At 47.6% G+C, this 23,148-nt stretch carries 23 protein-coding genes and 1 riboswitch; of the genes, 18 read left to right on the top strand and 5 right to left on the bottom strand.

Annotation, left to right across the window (positions count from 1 at the left end; translation table 11 throughout):
• The first annotated feature begins 114 nt into the window (after window positions 1-114).
• Both VKA52_RS06255 and zupT read left to right on the top strand, forming a co-directional pair.
• Window positions 115-780, top strand: coding sequence for an SIMPL domain-containing protein (locus tag VKA52_RS06255; RefSeq protein WP_326314590.1), 666 nt, complete (start codon window positions 115-117; stop codon window positions 778-780).
• 216 nt (window positions 781-996) lie between these two features.
• Window positions 997-1,803, top strand: a complete 807-nt coding sequence (gene zupT, locus VKA52_RS06250; protein WP_160912650.1) for a zinc transporter ZupT — start codon at window positions 997-999, stop codon at window positions 1,801-1,803.
• Between the two features lie 40 nt (window positions 1,804-1,843).
• On the opposite strand, the gene VKA52_RS06245 is transcribed toward zupT, so the two are convergent.
• Together VKA52_RS06245 and yfkAB are read right to left on the bottom strand one after the other, a co-directional pair.
• Window positions 1,844-2,425 carry a YgjP-like metallopeptidase domain-containing protein gene (locus VKA52_RS06245; protein WP_326314589.1) on the bottom strand — a complete coding sequence of 194 codons (582 nt, stop codon included), beginning with the start codon at window positions 2,423-2,425 and terminating at the stop codon, window positions 1,844-1,846.
• A gap of 18 nt (window positions 2,426-2,443) precedes the next feature.
• Window positions 2,444-3,568: a radical SAM/CxCxxxxC motif protein YfkAB gene (yfkAB, locus tag VKA52_RS06240; protein WP_326314588.1), complete on the bottom strand. Its 1,125-nt coding sequence runs from the start codon at window positions 3,566-3,568 to the stop codon at window positions 2,444-2,446.
• A gap of 194 nt (window positions 3,569-3,762) precedes the next feature.
• On the opposite strand from yfkAB, the gene VKA52_RS06235 reads away from it, so the two are divergent.
• From VKA52_RS06235 to thiT, 3 genes are all read left to right on the top strand, one after another.
• Window positions 3,763-4,668 (top strand): SDR family oxidoreductase, encoded by a 906-nt coding sequence (locus VKA52_RS06235; RefSeq protein WP_326314672.1) that lies wholly within the window; start codon window positions 3,763-3,765, stop codon window positions 4,666-4,668.
• Window positions 4,622-5,362: an alpha/beta hydrolase gene (locus VKA52_RS06230; RefSeq protein WP_326314587.1), complete on the top strand. Its 741-nt coding sequence runs from the start codon at window positions 4,622-4,624 to the stop codon at window positions 5,360-5,362. Before VKA52_RS06235 ends, VKA52_RS06230 begins: the two co-directional genes overlap by 47 nt.
• Before the next feature lie 81 nt (window positions 5,363-5,443).
• Window positions 5,444-5,543: riboswitch (TPP riboswitch) on the top strand.
• Between the two features lie 88 nt (window positions 5,544-5,631).
• A complete protein-coding gene (thiT, locus tag VKA52_RS06225) occupies window positions 5,632-6,198 on the top strand; it encodes an energy-coupled thiamine transporter ThiT (RefSeq protein WP_160912659.1) in 567 nt (188 codons plus the stop codon).
• Window positions 6,199-6,241: 43 nt separating this feature from the next.
• Here the strand turns inward: thiT and VKA52_RS06220 are convergent, their stop codons facing one another.
• Window positions 6,242-6,520, bottom strand: a complete 279-nt coding sequence (locus tag VKA52_RS06220; protein ID WP_326314586.1) for a hypothetical protein — start codon at window positions 6,518-6,520, stop codon at window positions 6,242-6,244.
• Window positions 6,521-6,702: 182 nt separating this feature from the next.
• On the opposite strand from VKA52_RS06220, the gene VKA52_RS06215 reads away from it, so the two are divergent.
• The gene (locus VKA52_RS06215; RefSeq protein WP_326314585.1) at window positions 6,703-8,151 is read left to right on the top strand and encodes a phospholipase D family protein; all 1,449 of its coding nucleotides are present in this window, start codon (window positions 6,703-6,705) and stop codon (window positions 8,149-8,151) included.
• 48 nt (window positions 8,152-8,199) lie between these two features.
• Here the strand turns inward: VKA52_RS06215 and VKA52_RS06210 are convergent, their stop codons facing one another.
• Window positions 8,200-8,547: a general stress protein gene (locus tag VKA52_RS06210; RefSeq protein WP_326314584.1), complete on the bottom strand. Its 348-nt coding sequence runs from the start codon at window positions 8,545-8,547 to the stop codon at window positions 8,200-8,202.
• Between the two features lie 281 nt (window positions 8,548-8,828).
• On the opposite strand from VKA52_RS06210, the gene VKA52_RS06205 reads away from it, so the two are divergent.
• From VKA52_RS06205 to VKA52_RS06175, 7 genes are all read left to right on the top strand, one after another.
• Window positions 8,829-9,689, top strand: coding sequence for a DUF1028 domain-containing protein (locus VKA52_RS06205; RefSeq protein ID WP_326314582.1), 861 nt, complete (start codon window positions 8,829-8,831; stop codon window positions 9,687-9,689).
• 87 nt (window positions 9,690-9,776) lie between these two features.
• Window positions 9,777-10,409, top strand: a complete 633-nt coding sequence (locus VKA52_RS06200; RefSeq protein ID WP_160912667.1) for a flavodoxin family protein — start codon at window positions 9,777-9,779, stop codon at window positions 10,407-10,409.
• A gap of 185 nt (window positions 10,410-10,594) precedes the next feature.
• Complete coding sequence (locus VKA52_RS06195) at window positions 10,595-12,178, top strand: L-lactate permease (RefSeq protein WP_326314581.1); 1,584 nt, start codon at window positions 10,595-10,597, stop codon at window positions 12,176-12,178.
• Window positions 12,179-12,258: 80 nt separating this feature from the next.
• Complete coding sequence (locus VKA52_RS06190) at window positions 12,259-12,963, top strand: FadR/GntR family transcriptional regulator (RefSeq protein WP_160912671.1); 705 nt, start codon at window positions 12,259-12,261, stop codon at window positions 12,961-12,963.
• A 78-nt stretch (window positions 12,964-13,041) separates the two neighbouring features.
• Window positions 13,042-13,758: a (Fe-S)-binding protein gene (locus tag VKA52_RS06185; RefSeq protein ID WP_326314580.1), complete on the top strand. Its 717-nt coding sequence runs from the start codon at window positions 13,042-13,044 to the stop codon at window positions 13,756-13,758.
• A gap of 15 nt (window positions 13,759-13,773) precedes the next feature.
• Window positions 13,774-15,201 (top strand): LutB/LldF family L-lactate oxidation iron-sulfur protein, encoded by a 1,428-nt coding sequence (locus VKA52_RS06180; RefSeq protein ID WP_326314578.1) that lies wholly within the window; start codon window positions 13,774-13,776, stop codon window positions 15,199-15,201.
• Window positions 15,198-15,902: a LutC/YkgG family protein gene (locus VKA52_RS06175; RefSeq protein ID WP_326314576.1), complete on the top strand. Its 705-nt coding sequence runs from the start codon at window positions 15,198-15,200 to the stop codon at window positions 15,900-15,902. The genes VKA52_RS06180 and VKA52_RS06175 overlap by 4 nt, the downstream gene beginning before the upstream one ends.
• A 67-nt stretch (window positions 15,903-15,969) precedes the next feature.
• Here VKA52_RS06175 and VKA52_RS06170 read toward each other — a convergent pair whose 3' ends face one another.
• Entirely contained in the window at window positions 15,970-16,230 is a 261-nt protein-coding gene (locus VKA52_RS06170; RefSeq protein WP_326314575.1) for a hypothetical protein, read from the bottom strand.
• Between the two features lie 209 nt (window positions 16,231-16,439).
• On the opposite strand from VKA52_RS06170, the gene VKA52_RS06165 reads away from it, so the two are divergent.
• The 5 genes from VKA52_RS06165 (at window position 16,440) to VKA52_RS06145 (ending at window position 22,747) form a co-directional block, all read left to right on the top strand.
• The gene (locus tag VKA52_RS06165) at window positions 16,440-17,030 is read left to right on the top strand and encodes a DUF2087 domain-containing protein (RefSeq protein ID WP_160912680.1); all 591 of its coding nucleotides are present in this window, start codon (window positions 16,440-16,442) and stop codon (window positions 17,028-17,030) included.
• 60 nt (window positions 17,031-17,090) lie between these two features.
• Entirely contained in the window at window positions 17,091-18,326 is a 1,236-nt protein-coding gene (locus VKA52_RS06160) for an MFS transporter (RefSeq protein ID WP_326314573.1), read from the top strand.
• Window positions 18,327-18,550: 224 nt separating this feature from the next.
• A complete protein-coding gene (gene fdhD, locus VKA52_RS06155; protein WP_326314572.1) occupies window positions 18,551-19,354 on the top strand; it encodes a formate dehydrogenase accessory sulfurtransferase FdhD in 804 nt (267 codons plus the stop codon).
• A complete protein-coding gene (gene fdhF, locus VKA52_RS06150) occupies window positions 19,347-22,283 on the top strand; it encodes a formate dehydrogenase subunit alpha (protein ID WP_326314571.1) in 2,937 nt (978 codons plus the stop codon). Before fdhD ends, fdhF begins: the two co-directional genes overlap by 8 nt.
• A complete protein-coding gene (locus VKA52_RS06145; RefSeq protein ID WP_326314570.1) occupies window positions 22,283-22,747 on the top strand; it encodes a DUF1641 domain-containing protein in 465 nt (154 codons plus the stop codon). The genes fdhF and VKA52_RS06145 overlap by 1 nt, the downstream gene beginning before the upstream one ends.
• Window positions 22,748-23,148 lie beyond the last annotated feature (401 nt).

Below are 23,148 nucleotides of genomic sequence, written 5' to 3'. Positions count from 1 at the left end.
CCTTTTACTATGTATTCAAAAAATGGAAATAAAAGTATGGGGAGAAATCCTTATCTCGAGAAAGGACATAATCCTTCGTTCTTCTTCATTAAATGTAAAAGGGGGAGATGCGAGATGTATTATCCTGGTATGAGGCAGATAGCAAGAGAAGGAGAGGGAAGACTTCTCAAAGTCAATGGGGTCGGAAAAGTGCAGGTGCGTCCGGATGTGGCGAATGTAAATATTGGCGTCGTGACACAGGATGAAAACTTGGAAAAAGCACAGCAGGATAATGCCCGGATAATGGAAAGCGTACGCAATCAATTGGTTGCTGCCGGCATACCGGAAGAAAACATTCAAACCTCGGACTACTTTATTTTTCCTGAGTATGATTATGTCGATGGCAAGCAGGAGTTCCGTGGCTATCAGGTGACCCACACGCTGAAAGTCACCATCGACGATGTGAGTCAGACCGGTTATGTCATTGATACAGCGGTAACGGCCGGGGCGAACCGGATACCCAGTATTGCATTTACAGTGAGTGACCCCTATCAGAATTATCAAGAGGCGTTAAGAATCGCTCTCGGAAACGCGCTTGCCAATGCGCAGACCATCGCAAATACGATGGGGTTGAACCTGGATCAGACCCCTGTCAAGATCATGGAATTAGGAACAGCGCCTGTTGCACCTGTCCAAAGTTTTCAAAAAGCAGAAGCTCTTGGAGCAGCCACCACTCCGATTGAACCGGGTACACTTGAAACGGTCGCAAAAGTGGAAGCACATTTTCAATATTTCCCGTAATCCGCCACTTTCCAATCCGGAAGGTGGTTTTTTTATGGGCAAAAAAGGATAGATTATGCACGGGAGGTTCTAAATATGAATATAAAAGTTGAGAATAATGTGTAGCACTTATTTTATGGGCTCATAAAATATAACTGAAACTAAAAAAGTTGCTCTAAGGAAAAACCTTCGTTACAATATGCTTAGAGAAAATGGTCGAATTGAAGGAGAGGTACCATGGAAAACTTGTTATTGGCTTTCGGGCTAACCTTGCTTGCGGGATTAGCCACAGGTGTAGGAAGTTTGATCGCTTTTTTCGCAAAGACGACGAACACGAAGTTCCTTTCCCTTGCGCTCGGTTTTTCGGCGGGGGTTATGATCTATGTATCGATGGTGGAAATCTTTTTTAAAGCTCAGGATTCACTCGTCGATGCGATGGGGAACGAGGCAGGGCAGTGGACGACGGTCGGCGCCTTTTTCGGAGGTATGCTTGTCATCGCACTGATTGATAAATTCATTCCTAAATCAGGGAACCCTCACGAAGTGAAAAAAGTGGAAGATATGACGAAACGGGACACAGCCGTAAAAGATCCTGATTTATTGAAGATGGGAACGTTCACAGCTTTGGCGATTGCGATTCACAACTTTCCGGAAGGCATCGCGACGTTTACTGCAGCCTTGAATGACCCGGCGCTGGGATTAGCCATTGCTGCTGCGATTGCCATTCATAACATCCCCGAGGGTATTGCTGTATCTGTGCCCGTCTACTATGCGACAGGAGATAAGAAAAAAGCATTCAAACTTTCTTTTCTGAGTGGTTTGTCTGAACCGGTCGGTGCCATTCTCGCCTATCTTCTACTGATGCCGTTCTTGAACGACATGATGTTCGGTATTTTATTCGCAGGGGTGGCAGGGATCATGGTATTCATTTCCCTTGATGAACTGCTTCCTGCATCAAGAAGGTACGGGGAAGCGCATTTATCGATTTATGGAGTCGTTGCCGGTATGGCCGTCATGGCTTTGAGTCTTCTCTTGTTCATATAAAAAATGCCCAGCAGGTCGATGGCCTGCTGGGCATTTTTTGTTAACACGTTTTTTCCTGGATCAGATCTTCGATGGTCTGTTGAATCTTTTGTTTGGATCTCTGAATCAGTCGCCAGTTAAGATGGATGTGGTCCGTTTCTTTTCTTCCAAGCTTCCAATGGTCTTCGTCCGCCTTTATTTCCCACTCGGAAAGTGTCGGGAATTTTTCACCTGCTTTACGGAAAAGCCAATGGTTCACTTCTGCTCGGAGTTGTTCGTTCGCTTCTTCTTCCGTCCAATTTTCAGGATAAGCGAAATGGAAGGTGCCTTTTTGAAAAGCAAAACGGGCCTCTTCCTGATGGTCGGTCCTTAGACGATAGGAGCGGCCAAGGTAAGAAATCTTTACGTTATCGGAAGCAGTTAGGGCATCGATTGCGTATAGATCGTCGTGCGTCTTCTGCCATTTTTCCAAAATCCAGTCCGCTTTCTTTTCAACAAAAGCCTGAATTTTTGCCTCTTCTTTATGAGGGGAGACGGTCACTTTTACTCCATTCAAATCATCGAGGTAGATTTTAATAAAAGAGACGTCCTGCTTTTCTACTGTATAAGCAATGGTTTTTTCTGCGTAAGTAACGATAGGCATTGATGTCTCCTTTCTGACTTACAACGTAATGTTCGTTTTTCGTTTTTGGAAGTCGACACCTTCATAATACGTGTTCTTCACCAGCACGTTCGGACCGAGGCATTTCACGGCCGGACAATGGCAGTTCAAGCTCTTCGCTGTATTCGTAGAAAGCCAGTTCTCATAGGCATCGGAAAGATTGGTGTCTTGAATGTTCCCAAGCCCTGGCTCGTCACCGAAGTCTGTCACGATAATATCCCCTGAGAAAATGTTCACGTTCAAGCGGGAACGTCCGTCTGGATCGTTTCTCACCGTCACATTCTTTTCGCTGTAAAGACGCTTCAGCATATCGAGGTCGTCTTGGGAAGAGCTGCATGGATAGTAGGGCAGCGTCCCGAATAACATCCACATATCGTCATTACGATGATCAAGAAGACGATTGATGCCTTCGCGCATTTGTTCAAGACTTAATGTCTCTAAACTGCTGGCGAAATCCACGGGATACATCGGGTGAATCTCGTGGCGGGCACACTTCATTTCTTTGACATGATCGTGAATGGACTCAAGATATGGGAACGTACGGCGATTCAGCATCGTTTCAGCTGAAACCATGACCCCTTCTTCAGAAAGCCGCTGCGAATTTTCCACCATCCGGTCAAAAAATTTCTTCCGGTTTTCTTCCGATGGTTTTCGTTCCATCCTGGCGAATCCGGTATGAATGAATTCCTCAATCGTTCCCCAGTTGTGGGATATATGTAAAACGTCCAAGTAAGGAATGATCGGGATGTAACGCTCATAAGGAAGCGTCAAGTTGGAATTGATTTGCGTGCGCACGCCGCGCTCATGGGCGTATTTCAAGAGGGGCACCACATAATTTTCCACCGATTTCTTCGACATCATCGGCTCTCCGCCCGTAATGCTCAGTGTACGCAGGTGAGGAATTTCATCAAGCCGTTTCCGGAGCAAGTCCATCGGCAAAGCTTCCGGATCCTTCGCACCTAACGTATATCCGACCGCGCAGTGCTCACAACGCATGTTGCAAAGAGTTGTGGTCGTAAATTCAATGTTCGATAAGGTCATTTTTCCGTGTTCTTCCACGTCCATATACGCTTCCCATGGATCGTAAGAAGGGGTAAGCGCCTGAAGCTTCATGTTCGTACTCATAAATTATGAAACTTCCTTTCTATTTAAATTTATTTCGGTCGATAACCTTTACCATTCTATCATTAATATGCCTAAAACCATACAATATGTATCGGAATTGTTACGGGATCACCTGTGCATGTTTTATGGAAAGAGGAGAATAAGGGTGTGACATCGAATGATATGGGGTAACGACTAGCACAAGGGGGAGTCAGATCATGAAACAAACCGTACTCATTACAGGAGCATCCAGTGGATTCGGTTTCCATACAGCTGTGAAATGTGCAGAAAAAGGTTTTCGTGTCATTGCCACGATGAGAAATATAGAAAAAGCCGTAGCGTACGAAACATTGGACGAGGAGGTCCGTGACCGCATTGAAGTGTGGTCATTGGATGTGACGGATGAACAATCGATCGCGCGATTTTCAGAAAAAGTGAATACGCTGGATCGCTTGGACGTGCTTGTGAATAACGCCGGTTATGCGGTAGGTGGATTTCTTGAACAGGTGCCGCTTGAAACGTACCGGAAACAATTTGATACCAATGTTTTTGGTGTGATTGCCGTTACGAAAGCAGTTCTTCCCCTGATGCGTGCCCAGGGTAGTGGGAAGATTTTGAATGTCAGCAGTGTGAGCGGGTTGATCGGCTTTCCAGGCTTATCCGCTTATGTCTCATCCAAACACGCCTTGGAAGGCTTATCTGAAAGTCTCCGTTTCGAAGTGAAACCATTCGGAATTGATGTCGCTCTGATTGAGCCTGGCTCTTATCAGACCAATATTTGGTCGTCCGGTCTTGTTATGCCGGAAGCCGCCCAGGACCCTGAGTCTCCTTATGCCGAATACATAAAAGGGTTGTGGAATGCGTTGAACAGTGAATCCCATGGCAATCCTCAGGATGTATCAGATTTGATGACGGGATTGATGGAAAAAGAAACCCTGGTGAAACTCCGCTATCCCATCGGTGCCGGTGTGAGAGCGAATGTGTGGTTCAAGCGCTTGCTTCCTTGGAAGTGGTTGGAGAATACCGTGTTACAAAAAATACTTGGAAAAGAGAAAGCCAAAGGAGTGGGATTGAATGGAAAACGTGATGCATGGAGCAGAGGAGATGCGCTTCGAGGGTAATGAAGTCGGTATCCTCATCTCTCATGGGTTTACAGGAACGACACAAAGTATGCAGCCTTTAGCTGAAGCCTATGCCAGAGCTGGTTACACCGTTTATTGTCCGAGATTAAAGGGTCATGGAACAAGTCCTGAGGATATGGAATCCACCTCACATATGGACTGGGTGCAATCAGTGGAAGAAGCTTATTCCTGGTTAAAAGACAGGTGTTCCAAAATATTTGTCGTCGGTTTATCGATGGGTGGGACGCTTGCGTTGTATATGGCGAGTCAGTATCGGGACATTGAGGGAGTCATTCCAATCAATGCGGCCATCGATATCCCGGCACTGGAAAGCAGCCAGGGTTCGGATGAACGCTTTTTAGATGCGATCGGTTCCGATATCAAAGATCCAGAGACGGTCGAACTTGCGTATGACCGCACGCCAGTGAAATCGATCGGAGAGCTGGTTGAATTGATGGGCATGGTCAAGGATAGACTGGATGAAATCCACTGCCCGATCATGATTTTCGTATCGGATGAGGATCACGTTGTACCTCCGCATAACTCGGAAGTCATTTTCGAATCGGTGTTTTCTGAACACAAGGAGATTATCCATCTGGAGAATAGTTATCATGTAGCGACCCTTGATCATGACAAGGATATGATCATTGAGCGTACCTTGGAATTTTTCCAAATGTACACGAATACGAAGTGATTGCCCGGGAAATACAAAAGGTTTTGTAATCTAGTAAAAAGTTTATTATAATAGAGACAAAACAAGAAAAGTAAACGGTATAAAGCCTTCAAGGGGAGCCTCCGGCTGAGAGTGAACATTTCGTTCTGACCCTTCGAACCTGTCAGTTAGCACTGGCGTAGGGATGGCGGCTTTTTTGATGGTGCAATGCAGAATTGGGACTCCTCCATCAGGAAGCTTCCCTATTTGGCGTTGCTTTTTTTGTGTCTTTTTTTAGGAGGAATGTTGAAATGAGAAATCGTCGCGTTTTATTTCTCGTAGAAGTTGCGATTTTTTCAGCACTCGCATTATTGTTGGATATCATCCCGTTTTTATCATTTAAACTGTGGGCGCAGGGAGGTTCGGTTTCCTTTGCCATGGTCCCTGTATTCATTATGGCTTTCCGCTGGGGCTTGAAAGGGGGCGTCACCACCGGTCTTCTGTTAGGAATCTATCAAATTATGACCGGCGCCTATATTATGACACTACTTCAGGCGTTCCTCGACTATATCGTCGCCTTTGCAGTAATCGGAGCGGCCGGGTTGGTAGCGAAACCGCTCTGGAAGGCGATCCAATCGAAAGAGTCCCGTCGATTGATCGGATGGATTGTTGTCGGCTGCCTGATTGGAAGCGTGCTCCGCTTTTTCGGACACTTTTTTGCAGGAATCGTCTTTTACGGCGAATTCGCCCCTGAGGGACAGCCTGTCTGGTTGTATTCCCTCATCTATAATGGTGGGTACATGCTCCCGGCGTTTATCTTAAGCAGTATCGTCGTCAGTCTCCTATTTGTAAAACGGCCAAAACTATTAAGCCATTAAATTAAATCCCCCGTCCGATGTTCTGACATCGGACGGGGGATTTTTAATAGCTCTTCCTTCTATGAATGTCCACAAACGCCGCCTTTTCTTGATGACTCAGTTTCGAGATGTCTCCAGGGTTCGTTGCCTGGTTAAGCGCTAGGGGTGGCATGAAAGCAAATCGCTTTCCTGTGGGGAGCGCCGAGCTTCCTCTCACTACGTCCTGCGGAATCTCGTCTATCTCCTTCTCCCACGGGAGTCTCGCAGCTTCCCAACCACCGCATTTCATATAAGGGGAGAAACGAACCCCTATACCGAGATGGAGTGTCCACCACTCTTCCATCTAGAGTGGGTATCAAGCTTTCACTTTCTGAATGCCCAGTGGGCAGAATTAATATTATACTCTTCCACGACCCTGCCATATCGTTCAATATATTATGTTTTTATTTTTTTTCTTCTATTAAGGTTTGAGACAGGGCATTATAGTGAAAATAGAATAAGCACTCTAGTTGAGGAGGCTACATAATGGACCGTTTGAAGCGGATTGGAAAAAGTAAATGGTTTTGGATCATTGTCGCTATTATCGCTGTTTTAAGTGTTACCATTGCTTATCATACTTCATGGAAAGCTCTTCCTGAGGGGATCTCTTATGAAGGAGAGAAGCATCAGATGGAAAATATCGAGTTTTTCCGTGATTTAACATATGAAGACGAAGCAGGGAAGACGGTGCATGATCTTCAGGTTTTTGAAGAGATCAACCGGACGATAGGGGAGGCGGAAGACTTTATTGTGGCCGATATGTTTCTATTCAATGGCTACACAAATGGAAAAAACGAGTTTCCTGACATCTCCAGCAACCTGGTTGACGCCATATTAAAACGAAAAGAGGAAGTCCCTGATTTGAAGGTGGTTTTCATAACCGATCAGATCAACACCGTGTATGGATCGTATGAGTCTGAGACGATCAAGCGCCTGGAAGATGGCGGTGTGGATGTTGTTTTGACCAACTTGAATAAATTGAGAGACTCGAATCCTTTATACTCCAGCGTCTGGCGGCTGTTGTTTTCCTGGATGGGCACCGGAGAAAACGGCTGGATCAGTAATCCGATGGCCAAAGAAGCTCCGGATGTGACCTTGAGGTCCTACATGAAACTGCTGAACATCAAGGCGAATCACAGGAAAGTCCTGGTCACGGAGAAATCTGCGATTGTCTCGACTGCCAATCCTCATGATGCGAGTGGATATCATGAAAACGTGGCGTTCAAGATGACGGGGCCGATCATCAAAGATATATTAGAAGCGGAAGAAGCGGTCGTCAACTATTCAGGAGAAGCTGATTTTCCTGACTATGAAGATCGCACTTGGGAAGAGCAGGAAGGTCCTCTGACGACCCAATTTGTGACGGAAGGGAAAATTTACAGATCCATTCTTGATGAATTGTCGGCTGCTGGTGAAGGGGACACCGTATGGCTCGGAATGTACTATTTGGCTGATAAAAAAATTACGAGCTCGCTTGATGATGCAGCCAACCGTGGGGCTACGGTAAACATTGTGATGGACCCTAACAAAAAAGCATTTGGTCACGAGAAGACGGGCATTCCTAATTTACCGGTTGCTGCTGAATTAAAACGCCTGGGGAACGAAAACATCCATCTGCGATGGTATGATGTCAATATCGAGCAATATCATACGAAGATGCTGTATATTGACCATCCTGAAGAAGATGTCATCATCGCTGGATCGGCGAACTACACACGCCGTAACCTCTCAAACTTAAACTTGGAAGCCGATGTTGTCATCAAAGGAAATGGGGAAGAACAGGTGTTTACGGAAGTGAATGACTACTTCACTCGGATTTGGAACAATGAAGAGGGACACTACACGGCGGACTACAAAGAGTATCAGGATAACTTGACTTTCATTCGCTATGCCACCTATTATCTGCAAAAATGGACCTGGTTCACAACCTATTGATATAAGAAAGGAGCGCACGGAATGTGCGCTCCTTTTGTATTCTTCTTATTATAATAAGGTTTCTGCTTTTGAAGGGTTCGTAACAATCAGGAGAACTTTCCCTTCATCCAAATCTTCTTCGTATTCTTCTGCTTCCTGTTCAGAAAATCCGATCTCCTGCAGTTTTGTCCGTAGTTCATCGCCCTGTTTACTGAAGAGATTGCTAATCACGTTTTTGATGTCCTGCTCGGAAAGGCCGATGGTATTGGCATTGACGTTCTTGGCGATACGATCTGTGCGGTCGTCATCGTGCGACAGGATGTAAATATCTTTGTTGTCGATGCCTTCATCTTTTAAACGCTTCACATCTTCCATCAGTCTTTCGTCATTTGTGTATTCTCTTACCGTTGGTTTCATATTGGATCGCTCCTTTTTTTATAGCTGCTACGGTATGGAATGTACCCGCATGGGAGTGGGATAAACTTCTGAATGGGTTATGGTTGTTTAGCCGAACGGAGAAGGATATCAATCAAGACGTAAAAATATCAACGAATAAATGGATATATCAATTAAATTTTTAATATATCAATTAAAATCAAGAGATATCAATTAATCTTCTCAGCACTCAACCGCAGACCGAAATATTGCAGGATTTTGTCCAACCATCTCGAATTACATAAAAGAGTGGAGGGGAAAAAATGAAATCAAAAATTATTGCTACGTTTTCTATTTGTGCGCACGACCCTGAAACAGGTGAGTGGGGCGTGGCTGTACAGTCTAAATTTTTAGGCGTCGGGTCGATTGTCCCCTGGGCGAAAGCCGGTGTAGGGGCGATTGCAACCCAGGCCTTCGGCAACCCGCAGTATGGACCGGACGGGCTGGAGCTGCTTGAACAAGGGCTCTCAGCTGAAGAAGTGATCGAGCGCCTTATTTCCGACGATCCTCAAAAGGAAGACCGCCAAGTCGGAATCGTGGATGCGAAAGGAAACGGGGCTACATTTACAGGAAAAGAGTGCTACGAGTGGGCGGGTGGTAAAGTTGGCAGACACTACGCCGCTCAAGGGAACATCCTTGTAAATGAAGAAACGGTGACAGATATGGGGGAAGCTTTTGAACAGGCGGAAGGGTCTCTTGCCGATCGTTTGATGATTGCGATCAAAGCCGCTCAGCTTGCGGGGGGAGACAGCCGTGGCAAGCAATCGGCAGCTATCCTCGTCGTCAAAGATAAAGCAGGTTATGGAGAACTCAGTGACGTCGCCGTCGATCTCCGTGTGGATGACCACCCGGAACCGATTGAAGAACTGGACCGCATTTATCAGCTTCACCAGCTCTATTTCGGAGCATCGAAGCCTGAGGAAGTGGTGGAAGTGGAAGGGGACGTGAAAAAAGAGGTCGAACATCATTTGCAGCGTCTCGATTACCTACCCAAAGAGAATGTGACTCCGGATGGTTTTTACGAAGCGCTGACGACTTACTTGCATACGGAGAACTTTGAGAGCCGTGAGCAAAAGCGCGGGAAAATCGACTTGAAAGTTCTGGATTACATGAAAAATCAATAATAGAGATAAGCCGTACATCCCAGATGTGCGGCTTTTTGATTGAAAGATTTTATGAAGGGGAAAGAGGCAGGATAGGAGGTTGATGACATGACACAATTGAAAGCGATCGTTCTGAATGCATCTTTGAAGAAAACGAAGGCAGAGGAACCTTCCCATACCGAAGGCCTGAGCCGTGAAGTTCTCGATATCCTTGAAAAAGAAGGGGTCGAAACAGAAATTGTCCGTCTGGCGGATTATCATATTCCTTATGGCATCAGTGGAGATCTTGGTGGCGGAGACATGTGGCCGCAAATCTTTGAAAAAGTGAAAGAAGCCGACATCGTTCTGTTCGGAACGCCCCTGTGGCTTGGAGAGAAAAGCAGCCTAGCTACGGTAGCGATGGAGCGCTTATACGGCAGCAGTGGGGAAACGAACGAAAAAGGACAGTCGATCTTTTACAATAAAGTCGGTGGTGTCATCATTACCGGAAACGAAGATGGTGCCAAACATGCTGCATCTTCTGTACTTTACGGAATGTCACACATCGGGTTTACCGTTCCGCCGAACGTCGATGCGTACTGGGTGGGCGAAGCGGGACCAGGTCCTTCCTATTTAGAGGGCGATGGTCAAAACAATGAATTTACTAAAAAGCATGTGGAAATGCTCGCTTATAACACGCTCCATTTTGCACGCATGTTAAGAGAACATCCGATTCCGGCTGAAGGAAACAAGGCGGAGTAAACGCTCCTCAACAAAGGAAAAGATCAGGGCTTCCAAAGGCCTGGTCTTTTTTTATGAAATCTATAAAAGCGATTGCAAAAACGACCTTCCAGGTATAAAATATAATTAAAGCAGGTCATCTGATGACCTTACTTTTATACATGTTATGAAAGCGTTGACAAATTGTGTGTTGGGGGAGGATTCTTATGATTTTGCTTGTGGCTTTAAGTGCGATACTTGCTCCTTTTATTTTCCTGGTCCTTTTACGGATGCCGGCGAAGAAAGGCATGTTGTACAGCGCATTGATTGTCATTGGTCTTGCTTACTTCGTCTGGGGTGTAGGGGAAAGGGTGATCGCCGCCTCAATCATGGAGGGGGCGCATAAGACTTTAACGATCCTGTTTATTTTATTCGGAGCGATTGTGCTGTTAAACACGTTAAGAAACACCGGTGCGGTAGACCGCATCAATCAAGGATTCCGGAGCATCTCCAAGGATATGAGGGTACAGATCGTCATTGTGGCCTTCCTGTTTGGTGCCTTGATTGAAGGGGCTGCAGGGTTCGGGACACCGGCGGCAGTGACTGGGCCGTTGATGGTGGCTTTAGGATTTTCACCGCTTGCTGCTGCATCCATTGCGTTGATAGCGGATAGTTCAGCCGTCTCTTATGGAGCAGTGGGCACACCGATTCAGGTCGGGTTGAGTAATATTCCAGGTGCTGATCTTTCTTTTTACAAAGAAATCGGGGTGCAGGTCGCTTTTTTTGATCTGTTTGCAGGAAGTTTCATTCCACTGATTCTTGTGATCATTCTTACCGTCTTCTTTGGGAAGCAGCGGAAGCTCACAGATATCAAGGTGATGATTCCCTGGACACTTTTGATTGGTTTTACCTATACCTTGTCCGCTTATCTTTATGCCAATCTGTTCGGTCACGAGTTCGTGGCGATCTTAGCTTCTTTGACCGGCCTGCTTGTGGCTACGCTGACGGCGAAGAAAGGTTTTCTACTTCCTGAAGAACCTTGGCAGGAAGCGCTTCAAGAGGAAAAAGAAGCCGATAAACCTGTTTCCATGAGTTTGTGGGCAGCCTGGGCTCCTTATGTGATCATTGTCCTGCTCCTCCTTGTCACGAGAATCGTTCCAGCGGTCAAAACTTTCACTTTGACCTGGGTTGATCTTTCCTGGGCGGATATTTTAGGTGTGGAAGGCATTACGTCTTCCTGGCAGGTGCTTTATTCCCCGGGATCCGTTTTAGTCTTTGCTGCGATTATGGCTGTTGTTGTTCAGAGAAAGTCTTTGGACCGGTTTACGAAGGCGGCGAAAGAATCTGTGCTCTCCATGAAAGATGCGGCTATAGCTTTAGTCGCGACACTTGCGCTTGTCCAGGTGTTTACGAATTCAGGAATGAACGCACAGGACCTTGTGAGCATGCCTCAATACATCGCTCAGACTCTTGCTGCAGGGTTTGGTTCCATGTGGGTCATGGTTGCGCCTTTTCTAGGGCAGCTCGGAGCGTTCATTACCGGAAGCGCCACGGTTTCCACCCTGACCTTTTCACCTGTTCAGTACAGCATTGCACAGGAAACAGCCCTGGCTAAAGATACGGTGTTGTCTTTGCAGGTCCTTGGGTCAGCGGCCGGCAATATGATTTGTGTGCACAATGTCGTAGCTGCGGGTGCGGTCGTAGGACTTGCAGGAAAAGAAGGGGATATCATAAGAAAAACGATTGGCCCTGCCTTGTTGTATGGTCTGCTTGTCGGGACCGCTGCTGTTGTTTATCTCTTCTTTGCATAAAAATCGCTTTCTCTTTTAAAGGGTATGGTTTTGGATTAGAATAGATGGAAGAGAAGAGCGAAACTTTGGAGGAAAACAGCGTGAATTATAAACCGATCCGTACGAAAAAAATATACGAACAAGTCGCCGATTCGCTATTGGATTCATTGAAAAAAGGGGAATTGAAGCCGGGGGACAAACTGGACAGTGTCGAGAGTCTTGCGGGCAGCTTCAGCGTTGGAAGATCGGCGATCCGTGAGGCGTTGAGCGCACTGAGAGCGATGGGTATTCTTGAAATGAGGCAGGGAGAAGGAACGTATGTAAAAGCTTTCGATCCTTCCCGTTTTTCATTGCCTGTTTCCGTCGCCTTTTTGATGAAAAAAGACGACATGAAAGATTTGATGGAAGTAAGGCATATCCTCGAGGTCGGTGCCGCTGGGGCAGCTGCACGGACGAGAAGTGAAGAGGATCTCCGCGCGATGGAGAGAGCCTTGGCCGATATGGAAGAAGCGAAAGGAAACGGGGAGCTTGGCGAAAAGGCAGATCTCGAATTTCATATTGCTCTTGTCCAGGCGACACAAAATCAGATTTTGATCAATTTGATGAACAGCGTGTCAGAAATTATGATGCAGGCCATGAGGGAAACCCGCAAACTTTTGCATACGCCGGAAGGAACGAATCGTCTGCTGAAGCAGCATAAACAAATTCTGGAGGCCGTCAAAGCTCAGGATGAAGCCCTGGCTCAAGAAGCGATGGTCCGTCACTTGCAAAGTGTGGAAGAACATTTAGCTGAATATTTATCATAAAAAGGATTCTGTTGTCAGTATCCTTTCTCAAAAATTAGGTCATCTGATGACCTTATGTTTAAAAGGGAGGACATAACCTTGAAAGTATCATTATTTATTACTTGTCTGTGCGACACGTTCACCCCGGACGTCGGGAAAGACACCGTCCAACTTCTTGAACGCTTCGGCTGTGAGGTGGATTTTCCAGAGAATCAGACGTGCTGCGGTCAACCGGCATTCAACAGTGGGTATAAACAAGAGTCGATGCAAGCGATGAAGCAGATGATTACAGCTTTTGAAGCATCTCCATACGTGGTCGGTCCATCTGGCTCCTGTGTGCAGATGATCAAGGAGTATCCTCATGCGTTGAAAGAGGAGCCGGAATGGAGTGCACGGGCCCAGGCTGTCGCGGAAAAGACGTATGAACTGACACAATTTTTAGTGGAAGTGCTGCAAGTGGAGGATGTGAAGTCCACGTTCCAGGGGACAGCGACGTATCATCCGTCCTGTCATATGACACGTCTCTTGGGAGTGAGTGATGCGCCGAGAATTTTACTGGAAAACGTGGAAGGCTTGAATTTGATTGAACTGCCCATGAAGGAAGACTGTTGTGGGTTCGGAGGAACGTTCGCCGTTAAAAATGCGGCCGTGTCCGGGCAGATGGTGGAAGAAAAAGCCCAGCATATCGACGAAACTGGTGCGGAATATCTCATTGGTGGGGATATGGGCTGCCTGATGAACATGGGGGGCTGCATGCGACGCAACAAACAGGATGTGAAAGTGCTGCACATTGCTCAAGTGCTGAACAGTCAATAAGAAAGGAGAGGTCACATGGGAATAAGAATTGGGGACAAGCCGTATGCCGAACGGATTCAGGCCGGGATTGAGAACAGCTTCATGAGACAGGCCGTATCTTCGGCGCAGGGCCGCTTCCGAACGGGACGCCTGAAAGCGGCGGAAGAACTCGGCGATTGGGAAGACTGGCGGACGCTTGGTGAAGAAATCCGTCATCATACGATGGAAAACCTGGACTACTACCTGCATCAGCTCAGTGAGCAGGTGGAAAAACGGGGCGGAACGGTGTTTTTTGCGGAAACCGCTGAGGAAGCGAACGCGTACGTCCAGGAAGTCGCAAAGAAAAAGCAGGCCCGCAAAGTGGTGAAATCGAAGTCGATGGTCACAGAAGAAATCGGCTTGAATGAAGCACTGGAACAAAGCGGCTGTGAAGTAGTGGAATCGGACTTGGGAGAGTGGATCCTGCAGCTCGATGAAGATCCGCCATCCCACATCGTCACACCTGCCCTTCACAAAAATAAGGAGCAGATCCGCGAAACGTTTGCGAATAAGAAAGGGTACACGAAAACCGATCAGCCCGAGGAACTGGCCGCTTTTGCTCGCGAACAGCTCCGAAAAGATTTTCTGGAAGCGGATTTAGGTGTGACGGGCTGTAATTTTGCTGTGGCGGAATCCGGCGCGGTCACGCTTGTCACGAATGAAGGAAATGCCCGTATGGTAACCTCTCTTCCTGATACACACATTGCTGTTATGGGAATGGAGCGCGTCGTTCCTACGTGGGAAGAGCTTGAAGTCGTCGTCAGCTTACTTACGAGAGCAGCCGTCGGTCAAAAACTGACGAGCTATATTACCGCACTTACGGGTACGCGTTTAGAAGACGAAACGGACGGGCCGGAGGATTTCCATCTGGTCATCGTCGATAATGGCCGTTCGAAAATTTTAGGGACGGAATTCCAGTCGGCATTGCATTGCATCCGCTGTGCGGCCTGTATCAACGCTTGTCCGGTGTACCGGCATGTGGGCGGCCACTCTTACGGGTCGATTTATCCAGGTCCGATCGGTGCGGTCCTGACCCCGCTCCTTGACGGGTACGAAGACCATAAAGACCTGCCTTATGCGTCCACGTTGTGCGCCGCCTGTACAGAGGCGTGTCCTGTGAAAATTCCACTCCATGAGCATTTGATCCGTCACCGTGAAATCATCGTCGAGCGGGAACAGATGGGAGCGAAGTCAGAGGAATGGATGATGAAAGGATTCGCCAAATGGGCCTCTACACCTGCTGCCTATAAATTAAGTACGAAAATGGCGAGGACAGCCATGAAGCCATGGACGAAAGACGAACAGATTGAAAATGGACCAGGGCCGCTGAAAGGATGGACACAGAGCAGGGATTTCCCTGCACCCGCGAAGAAAAACTTCCGCGAATGGTATAAACAACGAGAAAAAAGGAGGGGGGAAGCATGACGGTTCATAACCGGACATCGTTTCTGGATCGTGTCGCTGAGAATCTTGGAAGAGAGCGGCGCACAAAAGTGAAACCTCCTGTGTATTCTGTCCAACCGCAGGACCGTGTTTTCCAGGGAGCCACTCAGGACGAACTGATCGAAAAGCTGGAAGCCCAATGCCGCGTCATTCATACTTCCTTCGAACGGACGACACAATCAGGCCTTGCTGACACTTTAAAGAAGGTGTTCGCTTCGTTTGAGGGTTCGAAAAAAGTCATCAGCGCAGGAGGTCCGAGGTTGGATGAATTCGGCGTGCGGGGGATTTATGAAGAGCTTGCGGAAGAAGGCTTCGACCTTCGTATCTGGAATGACCAGGAAGGTGACGTTGCTTTCGCCGAGCAGGCAGGCGTCGGAGTTGTCTTTAGTGATATCACCCTTGCCGAATCCGGAACGGTGACCCTTTTTAATGATTCGGATAACGGCAGATCGATTAGTCTGCTCCCTGAAACGTTCATCGCCATCATTCCGAAAAGTACACTCGTACCGCGAATGACGCAGGCGGCGAGAGTGATTCATGAACAGGAACAGAAAGGAAATCCTGTCTCGTCGTGCGTCAGTTTCATTACAGGACCAAGTAACAGTGCGGATATTGAAATGAACTTGATTGTCGGGGTGCACGGACCTGTGAAAGCGACCTATATTCTGGTTGATGATTTATAAGGATGAATAAAAAAAGCACCCGGTACGGGTGCTTTTTTAGTGTTTGTTTAATGAAAAAACAGCTCCCTTACCCCATGATCAGAGAGATATAGTTGATGAACGTAAACCAGCCAAGTGAGGCTAAACTGAGGGATAGGACGGTCACGCTCAATAGAGCGTACTTTTTGGAGCGTAAGAGATGGATGCTGGAATAGAGAAGGCTCGTGATGAATAAAAAACCGAACAGAACGTTCCATGGCAGGGACATCCTCAGTCCAAAATCAAAAAGAACATGCGCGATATAAAAGACGTTCACGAATAATAGAAACAGGAAAAACAGCTTTTTCATAAGATCCCCCTCTCCTGCACAAATGAACGATATCTTCATTTATGAATCATAAGGCTTGGCTCCATTATTTCAGAACTAGAAAAATTATACAAATCATTAAGAGAGGAATCTCTCATTCCATGGCGTGGGAATCAGAAATCATGATTGACAGTTTCATCTAATTAGATTATTGTTTAATTAGATATACATTTAATTAGTGGGGTGGAAAGATGCAATTAGAGAAAATGGTCGCGTTTCATAAAGCGGTGGGAGATCCGACAAGACTGCGGATCATTGCGCTTCTCCGGAAGGGGCCGCTGCACGGGCAGGCGATTGCCGGAAAGTTAGGACTGCGTCCGCCGACGATTACCCACCATTTGAAGAAGTTGAAAGATACAGGGGCGGTCTACTCGAGAAGGGATAAAAATACGATTTATTTTTATTTGAATGAACAGAATTTGGAATTCATGACGACCGCGATCTTAAGGATTGGAGATGATGAACGAGTGGTAGCCGAAGAATTGAAAGTCGATGCGAAAGATCAGGCGAAGATCATAAAAAATTTCGTCACGGTCGAAGGTACATTGAAGCAGATGCCGAGCCAGCTGAAGAAGAAGAACGTCATTCTTTCTTACTTTGTCCAATGGTTTGAGCATGGAAAAACGTATGACGAGAAAGAGGTCAATGAATATATCAAGACATTCTTCGATGATTTTGCGACTGTCAGACGGGAATGGATCATGCAGCAGTTCATGTACAGGGAAAACAATCAGTATGAGCTGAACCCCGTAGAAATGTGGCCGGTCGTCGTCCAAAGGTGACGACATGGCTTCTTTTTTTGAACATCTAATTAGATGTATATCTAACTGGTTGTGGATGATATGATCCGCCATCATTCCTACCGCTATTTGTTTTATTCAGGGATCGTCAATGGAATCGGTGACCGGTTCAGCCAGGTGGCTGTCCTGACGCTCCTTTTACAACTGACCGGTTCGGGAGTGGCGGTAGGAGCGGCCCTTGGATTAAGAGTCATTCCATACTTACTGCTATCTCCGCTGGGAGGAAGGCTTGCTGATCGGTTGAACAAAAAGTGGATGCTCATACTGACCGACGTGATCAGGCTTCCGATTGCTCTCAGTTTTCTGCTTGTCGATACGAAGGGGATGGTGTGGCTCGTTTTTACTGCGATGTTCATTCTTGCATGTGGAGAAGCTGTTTATCAACCTGTCCGCAAAAGCTTTATTGCTTCAATTGTTGAGAAAGAGGATTTGGTGAAGGTGAATGGATGGGAGCAGCTGCTGCAAGGAGTGGTTTTGATCGCAGGATCCATTACGGGTGGCGTCGTGGCTTATGTCTTCGGCACTTCCTTTGCCTTCTGGCTGAACGGTCTTTCCTTTATCACAGCGGCTGTCCTGCTTCTTGCTTTGAAGGGGGGCACATATAATAGCCATCTTGAAAAAGAACACAGGAGAAGGCGGATCGAATGGAAAGGGTGGATGATGTTTATTCTTGCCATCCAGTTGGTTGGTGCCACGATGGATGGGGCGTTTAATGTCTTGATTAGTGTTTATGGTGCTGAAACATTTCCACTTGGCGAACTTGGCGTCGGTTTCTTATATGGGGCTCTCGGCACAGGGTTGGTGGCCAGTTTCTTTTTCTCTAGCAAAATCAAAAGCTATCGACTGCTCTTATGCCTCGCTCTCCTCATCATCGAAGGAGGGCTCCATCTGCTCGCAAGCCGCATGACCATTTTTCCGGGACTGTGGTTCACTTTTGTAACGATCGCCTTGACCGGCGGCATAATGGGGACTTTGCTGGATGCTTTTCTTATGAAACATACGAAAGCTGAAGAACAGGGGCGGGTTTTCGGCTGGATGGAATCATGGACCAACGTCCAGCTCGGACTCATGATGTTGTCCTCTGGTTGGTTTCTGGATGTTTATAGTGCCCGGACCCTTGGTTTGTGGGGAGGGGGAATCGGGATCGCTGGAGGTGTCTTGCTGCTAGGGTTCTATTTCCTATTTAAGAAAAAGGTAGAGGCAGAATCCTCATTGGACAAGGGTAGTCTGGAAACCGGCCGCGACCCACAACAGAAAGATGGGAAAGAGGGTTTTTAGAAGACCCACCGTGGTCTGTGCCATTGATTCGATAAATGAAAAAATGATTCTGTGAAAGGTAAGTGTAAACACCTCAAAAATAAAGGGAAACGGATAGAATAAGAGAAGATTATAAATAGAGAACATCCTCAACGAGACACCTGTCCAACTTTCAAAAGGGCAGGTGTTTGTTTTGTCGAAAGAACGGGAATAAGTTAGGGAACGATTGGTAAGGGGGTAAAAAATTGGGGACGAGATCGTGGCAGATTCATAGATTCCGAGAGAGAGAATGGACCTCAGAAGAAGATGAAGTCGCTATCGAGTATCCACTCACGGTGACCGTCAACGGAGAAGAATTCGCAACGATGGTCTGTACTCCGACGGACAAAGAGGAAATGGTCATCGGATTCCTTGCATCCGAGGGTTTGATTCGGAGTGTGAAGGAGATCAAGGAGATGACCATCGATGAAGACCGCGGGTTCGCTTATGTGGAAACGGTGAGTAGCCTTCCTCAGGTGCAAAGCGGGCAGAAAAGGTGGCTCGGGTCCTGCTGTGGGAAGAGTCGGGCATTTTATTTTCAAAGCGATGCGGCGACGGCCCGGACGGCTATGGATGAGAGTACCTTCGATCCGAAAGTGTGCTTTCGGTTGATGGAAGAGTTCCAGTCCCAGGCGGGTCTATTCCAGCGGACGGGCGGGGTGCACCAGGCAGCCATCGCTACGTCAGATGGGATTGTGAAAGCGTATGCGGATATCGGCCGTCATAACGCGCTGGACAAATTGTATGGGTTTTTATTAAAAGAAAAGCTAAGCAGAAAAGGGAAGATCATTTTATTTACAGGCAGGATTTCTTCCGAAGTCCTTTTGAAAATATCAAAAATGGGATTCGGTGTCCTGCTGTCCAAATCGGCACCGACAGATTTAGCCCTTCAGCTTGCGGACGATTTGAACATAACGGCTGTCGGATTTTTACGGGGGGAGCGGATGAATGTGTACACTCATCCGAGGCGTATTGCTGCAGCCCATGGAGGAGGAGTAACGATTGAATGAACACACAGTAGTGACGATCAATGGAAAAGAATTTCTGGCGGAACCGGGTCAGAACCTGCTGCAACTGATGAATCAGGCAGAAGAACAGGTGCCGCAAATCTGCTACAACGAGTCGCTTGGACCGATCCAGACATGTGATACGTGTATCGTCCAGGTCGATGGTGAATTGACGAGGGCGTGTGGCACGAGTGTGACCGCAGGTATGAAGGTCCAAACGAAACTACCTCATGTACATAAAGCACAAAAGGAGTCGTTGGACCGCATTCTGGAAAAACACGAGTTGTACTGCACCGTTTGTGATTACAACAACGGCTCTTGTGAGATTCACAATACAATGGCGGAGTTCGGACTGGAACATCAGTCGCGTCCGTTCCAGCCGACCAGTTACGATAAGGATGATTCCGGCTCATTTTACCGCTATGACCCGGATCAATGTATCCTTTGCGGACGATGTGTGGAGGTCTGTCAGGATGTCCAGGTAAACGAGACGCTGACGATTGACTGGGATCGCATGGAACCACGTGTCATCTGGGACAATGATGTGCCGATCGATGAATCGTCCTGCGTCAACTGTGGGCAGTGTTCCACCGTCTGTCCTTGTAACGCAATGATGGAAAAAGGGATGGAAGGCGATGCCGGTTTCTTGACCGATACGGAGCCGGGCCTTTTGAAGTCGATGATCAATCTAACGAAGAAAGTGGAAACAGGATACGGACCGCTTTTCGCTGTATCGGATACAGAAGCAGCGATGCGCGAAGAAGTCATCCAAAAGGAAAAAACGGTCTGCACCTACTGTGGCGTCGGCTGTTCCTTCGATGTATGGACAAAAGGACGGGAAATCCTCAAAGTCGAACCGAGTGCCGAATCTCCGGCGAACGGCATTTCTACATGCGTAAAAGGAAAGTTCGGCTGGGATTATGTCAATAGTGAAGAGCGTCTGCAGAAGCCGCTCATCCGCCGCGGCGACCATTTTGAAGAAGTGGAATGGGACGAAGCCATCGCACACGTTGCGGATCGTATGACGGAGATCAAGGAAGAAAAAGGCGCCGACCACCTGGCTTTCATTTCTTCTTCGAAAGCGACCAACGAAGAATCTTACGTGATGCAGAAATTGGCCCGTCAGGTCATTGGCACGAACAATGTGGACAACTGCTCCCGTTACTGCCAGGCCCCGGCTACAAAAGGTTTGTTCCGCACCGTAGGATATGGAGGCGACTCCGGATCCATCGATGATATCGCAGCAAGTAAACTGGTGTTGACGATCGGGTCGAATACGGCGGAATCCCATCCGGTACTCGCATCCCGGATCAAGCGTTCTCAAAAGCTGTTCGGGCAGAAGCTCTTCGTCTTTGATTTGAGAAAACATGAAATGGCGAAGCGCGCCGACCGCTTTTATCAGCCGAAGACAGGCACAGACCTCGTCTGGCTATCCGCTGTTGCGAAGTACATTCTTGATCAGGGCTGGGAAGATAAGAACTTCCTTGAGGAATGGGTCAACGATTTTGATGCATACCGAGACAGTCTGGAGCCGTTCACGATGGACTATGCTTCGAACCTGACCGGAATCCCTGAGCAGGAACTGAAGGATGTCGCGAAGGAAATCGCCTATTCGGAATCCGTAGCTGTCTGTTGGGCGATGGGTGTCACACAGCATATGCTCGGTAGTGATACGAGTACGGCCATCAGTAACCTGCTTCTTATCACCGGAAACTACGGCAAGCCGGGTACAGGTGCTTATCCACTCCGCGGTCACAACAACGTGCAGGGATGCAGTGACTTCGGAAGCATGCCGAACTTCTTCCCTGGTTATGAAAAGACCGCTGACGATGAGGTGCGTGCCCGTTATGAAAAAGCATGGGATGCCACGATTCCGAAAGAACCGGGCATGGATAACCACGAAATGATCGAGGCCATTCATAATGGTGAGCTCTCCATGATGTACGTCATGGGGGAGGACACAGGAATCGTGGATGCCAACATCAACTATGTCACAGACGCATTTGAAAAATTAGACTTGTTCATCGTTCAGGACCTTTTCCTAACGAAGACAGCTGAATACGCAGATGTTGTGCTGCCGGCATCGCCAAGCCTTGAAAAAGAAGGAACGTTCACAAACACGGAACGCCGCATCCAGCGTTTGTATCAGAGCTTTGAGCCGCTTGAAGGAACGAAGCCGGACTGGCAGATCATTCAACTGATCGCCAAAGAACTCGGCCGTGACTGGAATTACCAGCACCCTTCTGAAATCATGCACGAAGCGGCAGGGCTTGCGCCGTTGTTCGCAGGCGTTCATTATGATCGCCTTGAAGGCTATAAATCCCTGCAATGGCCGGTCGCAGAAGATGGATCTGATCAGCCGCTCTTATTTACAGAAGGTTTCCCTTTTGAAGATAACAAAGCGAAGCTGTATCCACTGACATATGAGATGAAGTACGATACGAATGAAGAATACGACCTGCATGTCAATAACGGTCGTTTGCTCGAACACTTCCACGAAGGGAACATGACGTATAAGTCGGAAGGTATTCGCCGTAAAACGCCGAACGCTTTTATCGAAGTGTCGAAAGAGCTTGCGAAAGAGCGCGGCATTGAAGAGGGCGCCGAAGTGAAGCTGATCTCAGAATCAGGAGAAGCAACCGGGGTCGTTACCGTTACCGACCGCGTACGCGGCAAGGAGATTTTCCTTCCCCTCAACGACAACGGAAAGTCAGCGATCAACTTCCTGACCGACAACCGTGTCGATAAAGATACGAACACGCCGGCGTACAAGGAAATCGCGGTGAAGATGAAAGTGTTGAAAAAGAAAGGTAAATCACCGATTCCGCACAACAACCACCGCCGCGGGAACCCGGTTCCGCAAAAAGGTGTCAAAGTACAGGAAAAATGGAAGCGTCAGGATTATATATTCCCAGGCAAGGGGGGACGATGATGGCTAAAGCCATTACGAAAATCAAAAGGTATGAAGTATCGAGGGAAGACCAAGTAGAACAGGACGTTAAGGAAGTGAAAGAAGCTGTTGCCGACAATAAAGATTCCATCCTCAAAGGCATTGAATTGTTGAAGGCGCTCGACAACGGCGGTACCCTGGACTCCGTTACTGCTTTTGTAAAGGCGAAGGATGAGGCCTTGGCAAACGTTGTGAAAGAAATCGATAAGGATCAATATGAACCTTTGCTGCGCAACCTGCCTGAACTCGTCTTCCTCTTGGGAGAGATTAATGTGACAGGTATACGTGACTTGAGTTCCCGACTCAATCACGGTCTTGAAGCGATGGAAGGGGAAGGGACGACAGATAAGACGTCCTTCCTCGATCTTGCCAAAGCGCTTAAAGATCCGGAAATCAACCGCAGCATCACGATGCTCCTTCACTTTTTGAAGGGCATGGGAAGGTAACAATCGTAGAGGATGAAGCCATTATGGCTTCATCCTCTTTTTATTTGTCCTATCCCTTCTCTTTGTTTCAGAAAAGCTCCCTTTAGTTGAAGGCTCAGTTTCGAGATTTTTGTTGAGTGTATGGGGCTGCGGGGAATGACTCGCTTTCCGCGGGAGCGCGGTGAGCCTCCTCGGACTGCGTCCTGTGGGGTCTCACCAAGCACTTTTTTCCTCCTAGATATCCGGTTCCGGCGCCTAGTGAGACTTCCCTCGCTTCTGTACGATAAGTCAACATCGAATCACTTCGTTCTTCGTGTTTCCTTTATCTCCGCCAGCTCAGTCCAGTCCATACGCCGCTGAGCGAGGCGCTTCCACACTTAAGATAGGAGTCTCGCCATTCCCCTCCGCCCCTTTGCTATATA

The sequence above is a fragment of the Halobacillus sp. HZG1 genome, from assembly GCF_035818575.1.
GTDB lineage: Bacteria > Bacillota > Bacilli > Bacillales > Halobacillaceae > Halobacillus > Halobacillus litoralis.
The sequence above is the reverse complement of the archived record's forward strand: the minus strand, read 5'-3'. Positions and strand labels throughout refer to the sequence as shown.

Bases quoted from the DNA above. Each gene is read 5' to 3' on its own strand.
- VKA52_RS06220 (WP_326314586.1), bottom strand. From the start codon at position 6,520: ATGGAAGAGTGGTGGACACTCCATCTCGGTATAGGGGTTCGTTTCTCC.
- zupT (WP_160912650.1), top strand. From the start codon at position 997: ATGGAAAACTTGTTATTGGCTTTCGGGCTAACCTTGCTTGCGGGATTA.
- VKA52_RS06200 (WP_160912667.1), top strand. From the start codon at position 9,777: ATGACACAATTGAAAGCGATCGTTCTGAATGCATCTTTGAAGAAAACG.
- VKA52_RS06165 (WP_160912680.1), top strand. From the start codon at position 16,440: ATGCAATTAGAGAAAATGGTCGCGTTTCATAAAGCGGTGGGAGATCCG.
- VKA52_RS06180 (WP_326314578.1), top strand. From the start codon at position 13,774: ATGGGAATAAGAATTGGGGACAAGCCGTATGCCGAACGGATTCAGGCC.
- yfkAB (WP_326314588.1), bottom strand. From the start codon at position 3,568: ATGAGTACGAACATGAAGCTTCAGGCGCTTACCCCTTCTTACGATCCA.
- thiT (WP_160912659.1), top strand. From the start codon at position 5,632: ATGAGAAATCGTCGCGTTTTATTTCTCGTAGAAGTTGCGATTTTTTCA.
- VKA52_RS06195 (WP_326314581.1), top strand. From the start codon at position 10,595: ATGATTTTGCTTGTGGCTTTAAGTGCGATACTTGCTCCTTTTATTTTC.
- VKA52_RS06145 (WP_326314570.1), top strand. From the start codon at position 22,283: ATGGCTAAAGCCATTACGAAAATCAAAAGGTATGAAGTATCGAGGGAA.
- VKA52_RS06215 (WP_326314585.1), top strand. From the start codon at position 6,703: ATGGACCGTTTGAAGCGGATTGGAAAAAGTAAATGGTTTTGGATCATT.
- VKA52_RS06245 (WP_326314589.1), bottom strand. From the start codon at position 2,425: ATGCCTATCGTTACTTACGCAGAAAAAACCATTGCTTATACAGTAGAA.
- VKA52_RS06255 (WP_326314590.1), top strand. From the start codon at position 115: ATGTATTATCCTGGTATGAGGCAGATAGCAAGAGAAGGAGAGGGAAGA.
- VKA52_RS06210 (WP_326314584.1), bottom strand. From the start codon at position 8,547: ATGAAACCAACGGTAAGAGAATACACAAATGACGAAAGACTGATGGAA.
- VKA52_RS06230 (WP_326314587.1), top strand. From the start codon at position 4,622: ATGGAAAACGTGATGCATGGAGCAGAGGAGATGCGCTTCGAGGGTAAT.
- VKA52_RS06205 (WP_326314582.1), top strand. From the start codon at position 8,829: ATGAAATCAAAAATTATTGCTACGTTTTCTATTTGTGCGCACGACCCT.
- VKA52_RS06175 (WP_326314576.1), top strand. From the start codon at position 15,198: ATGACGGTTCATAACCGGACATCGTTTCTGGATCGTGTCGCTGAGAAT.
- VKA52_RS06160 (WP_326314573.1), top strand. From the start codon at position 17,091: ATGATCCGCCATCATTCCTACCGCTATTTGTTTTATTCAGGGATCGTC.
- VKA52_RS06170 (WP_326314575.1), bottom strand. From the start codon at position 16,230: ATGAAAAAGCTGTTTTTCCTGTTTCTATTATTCGTGAACGTCTTTTAT.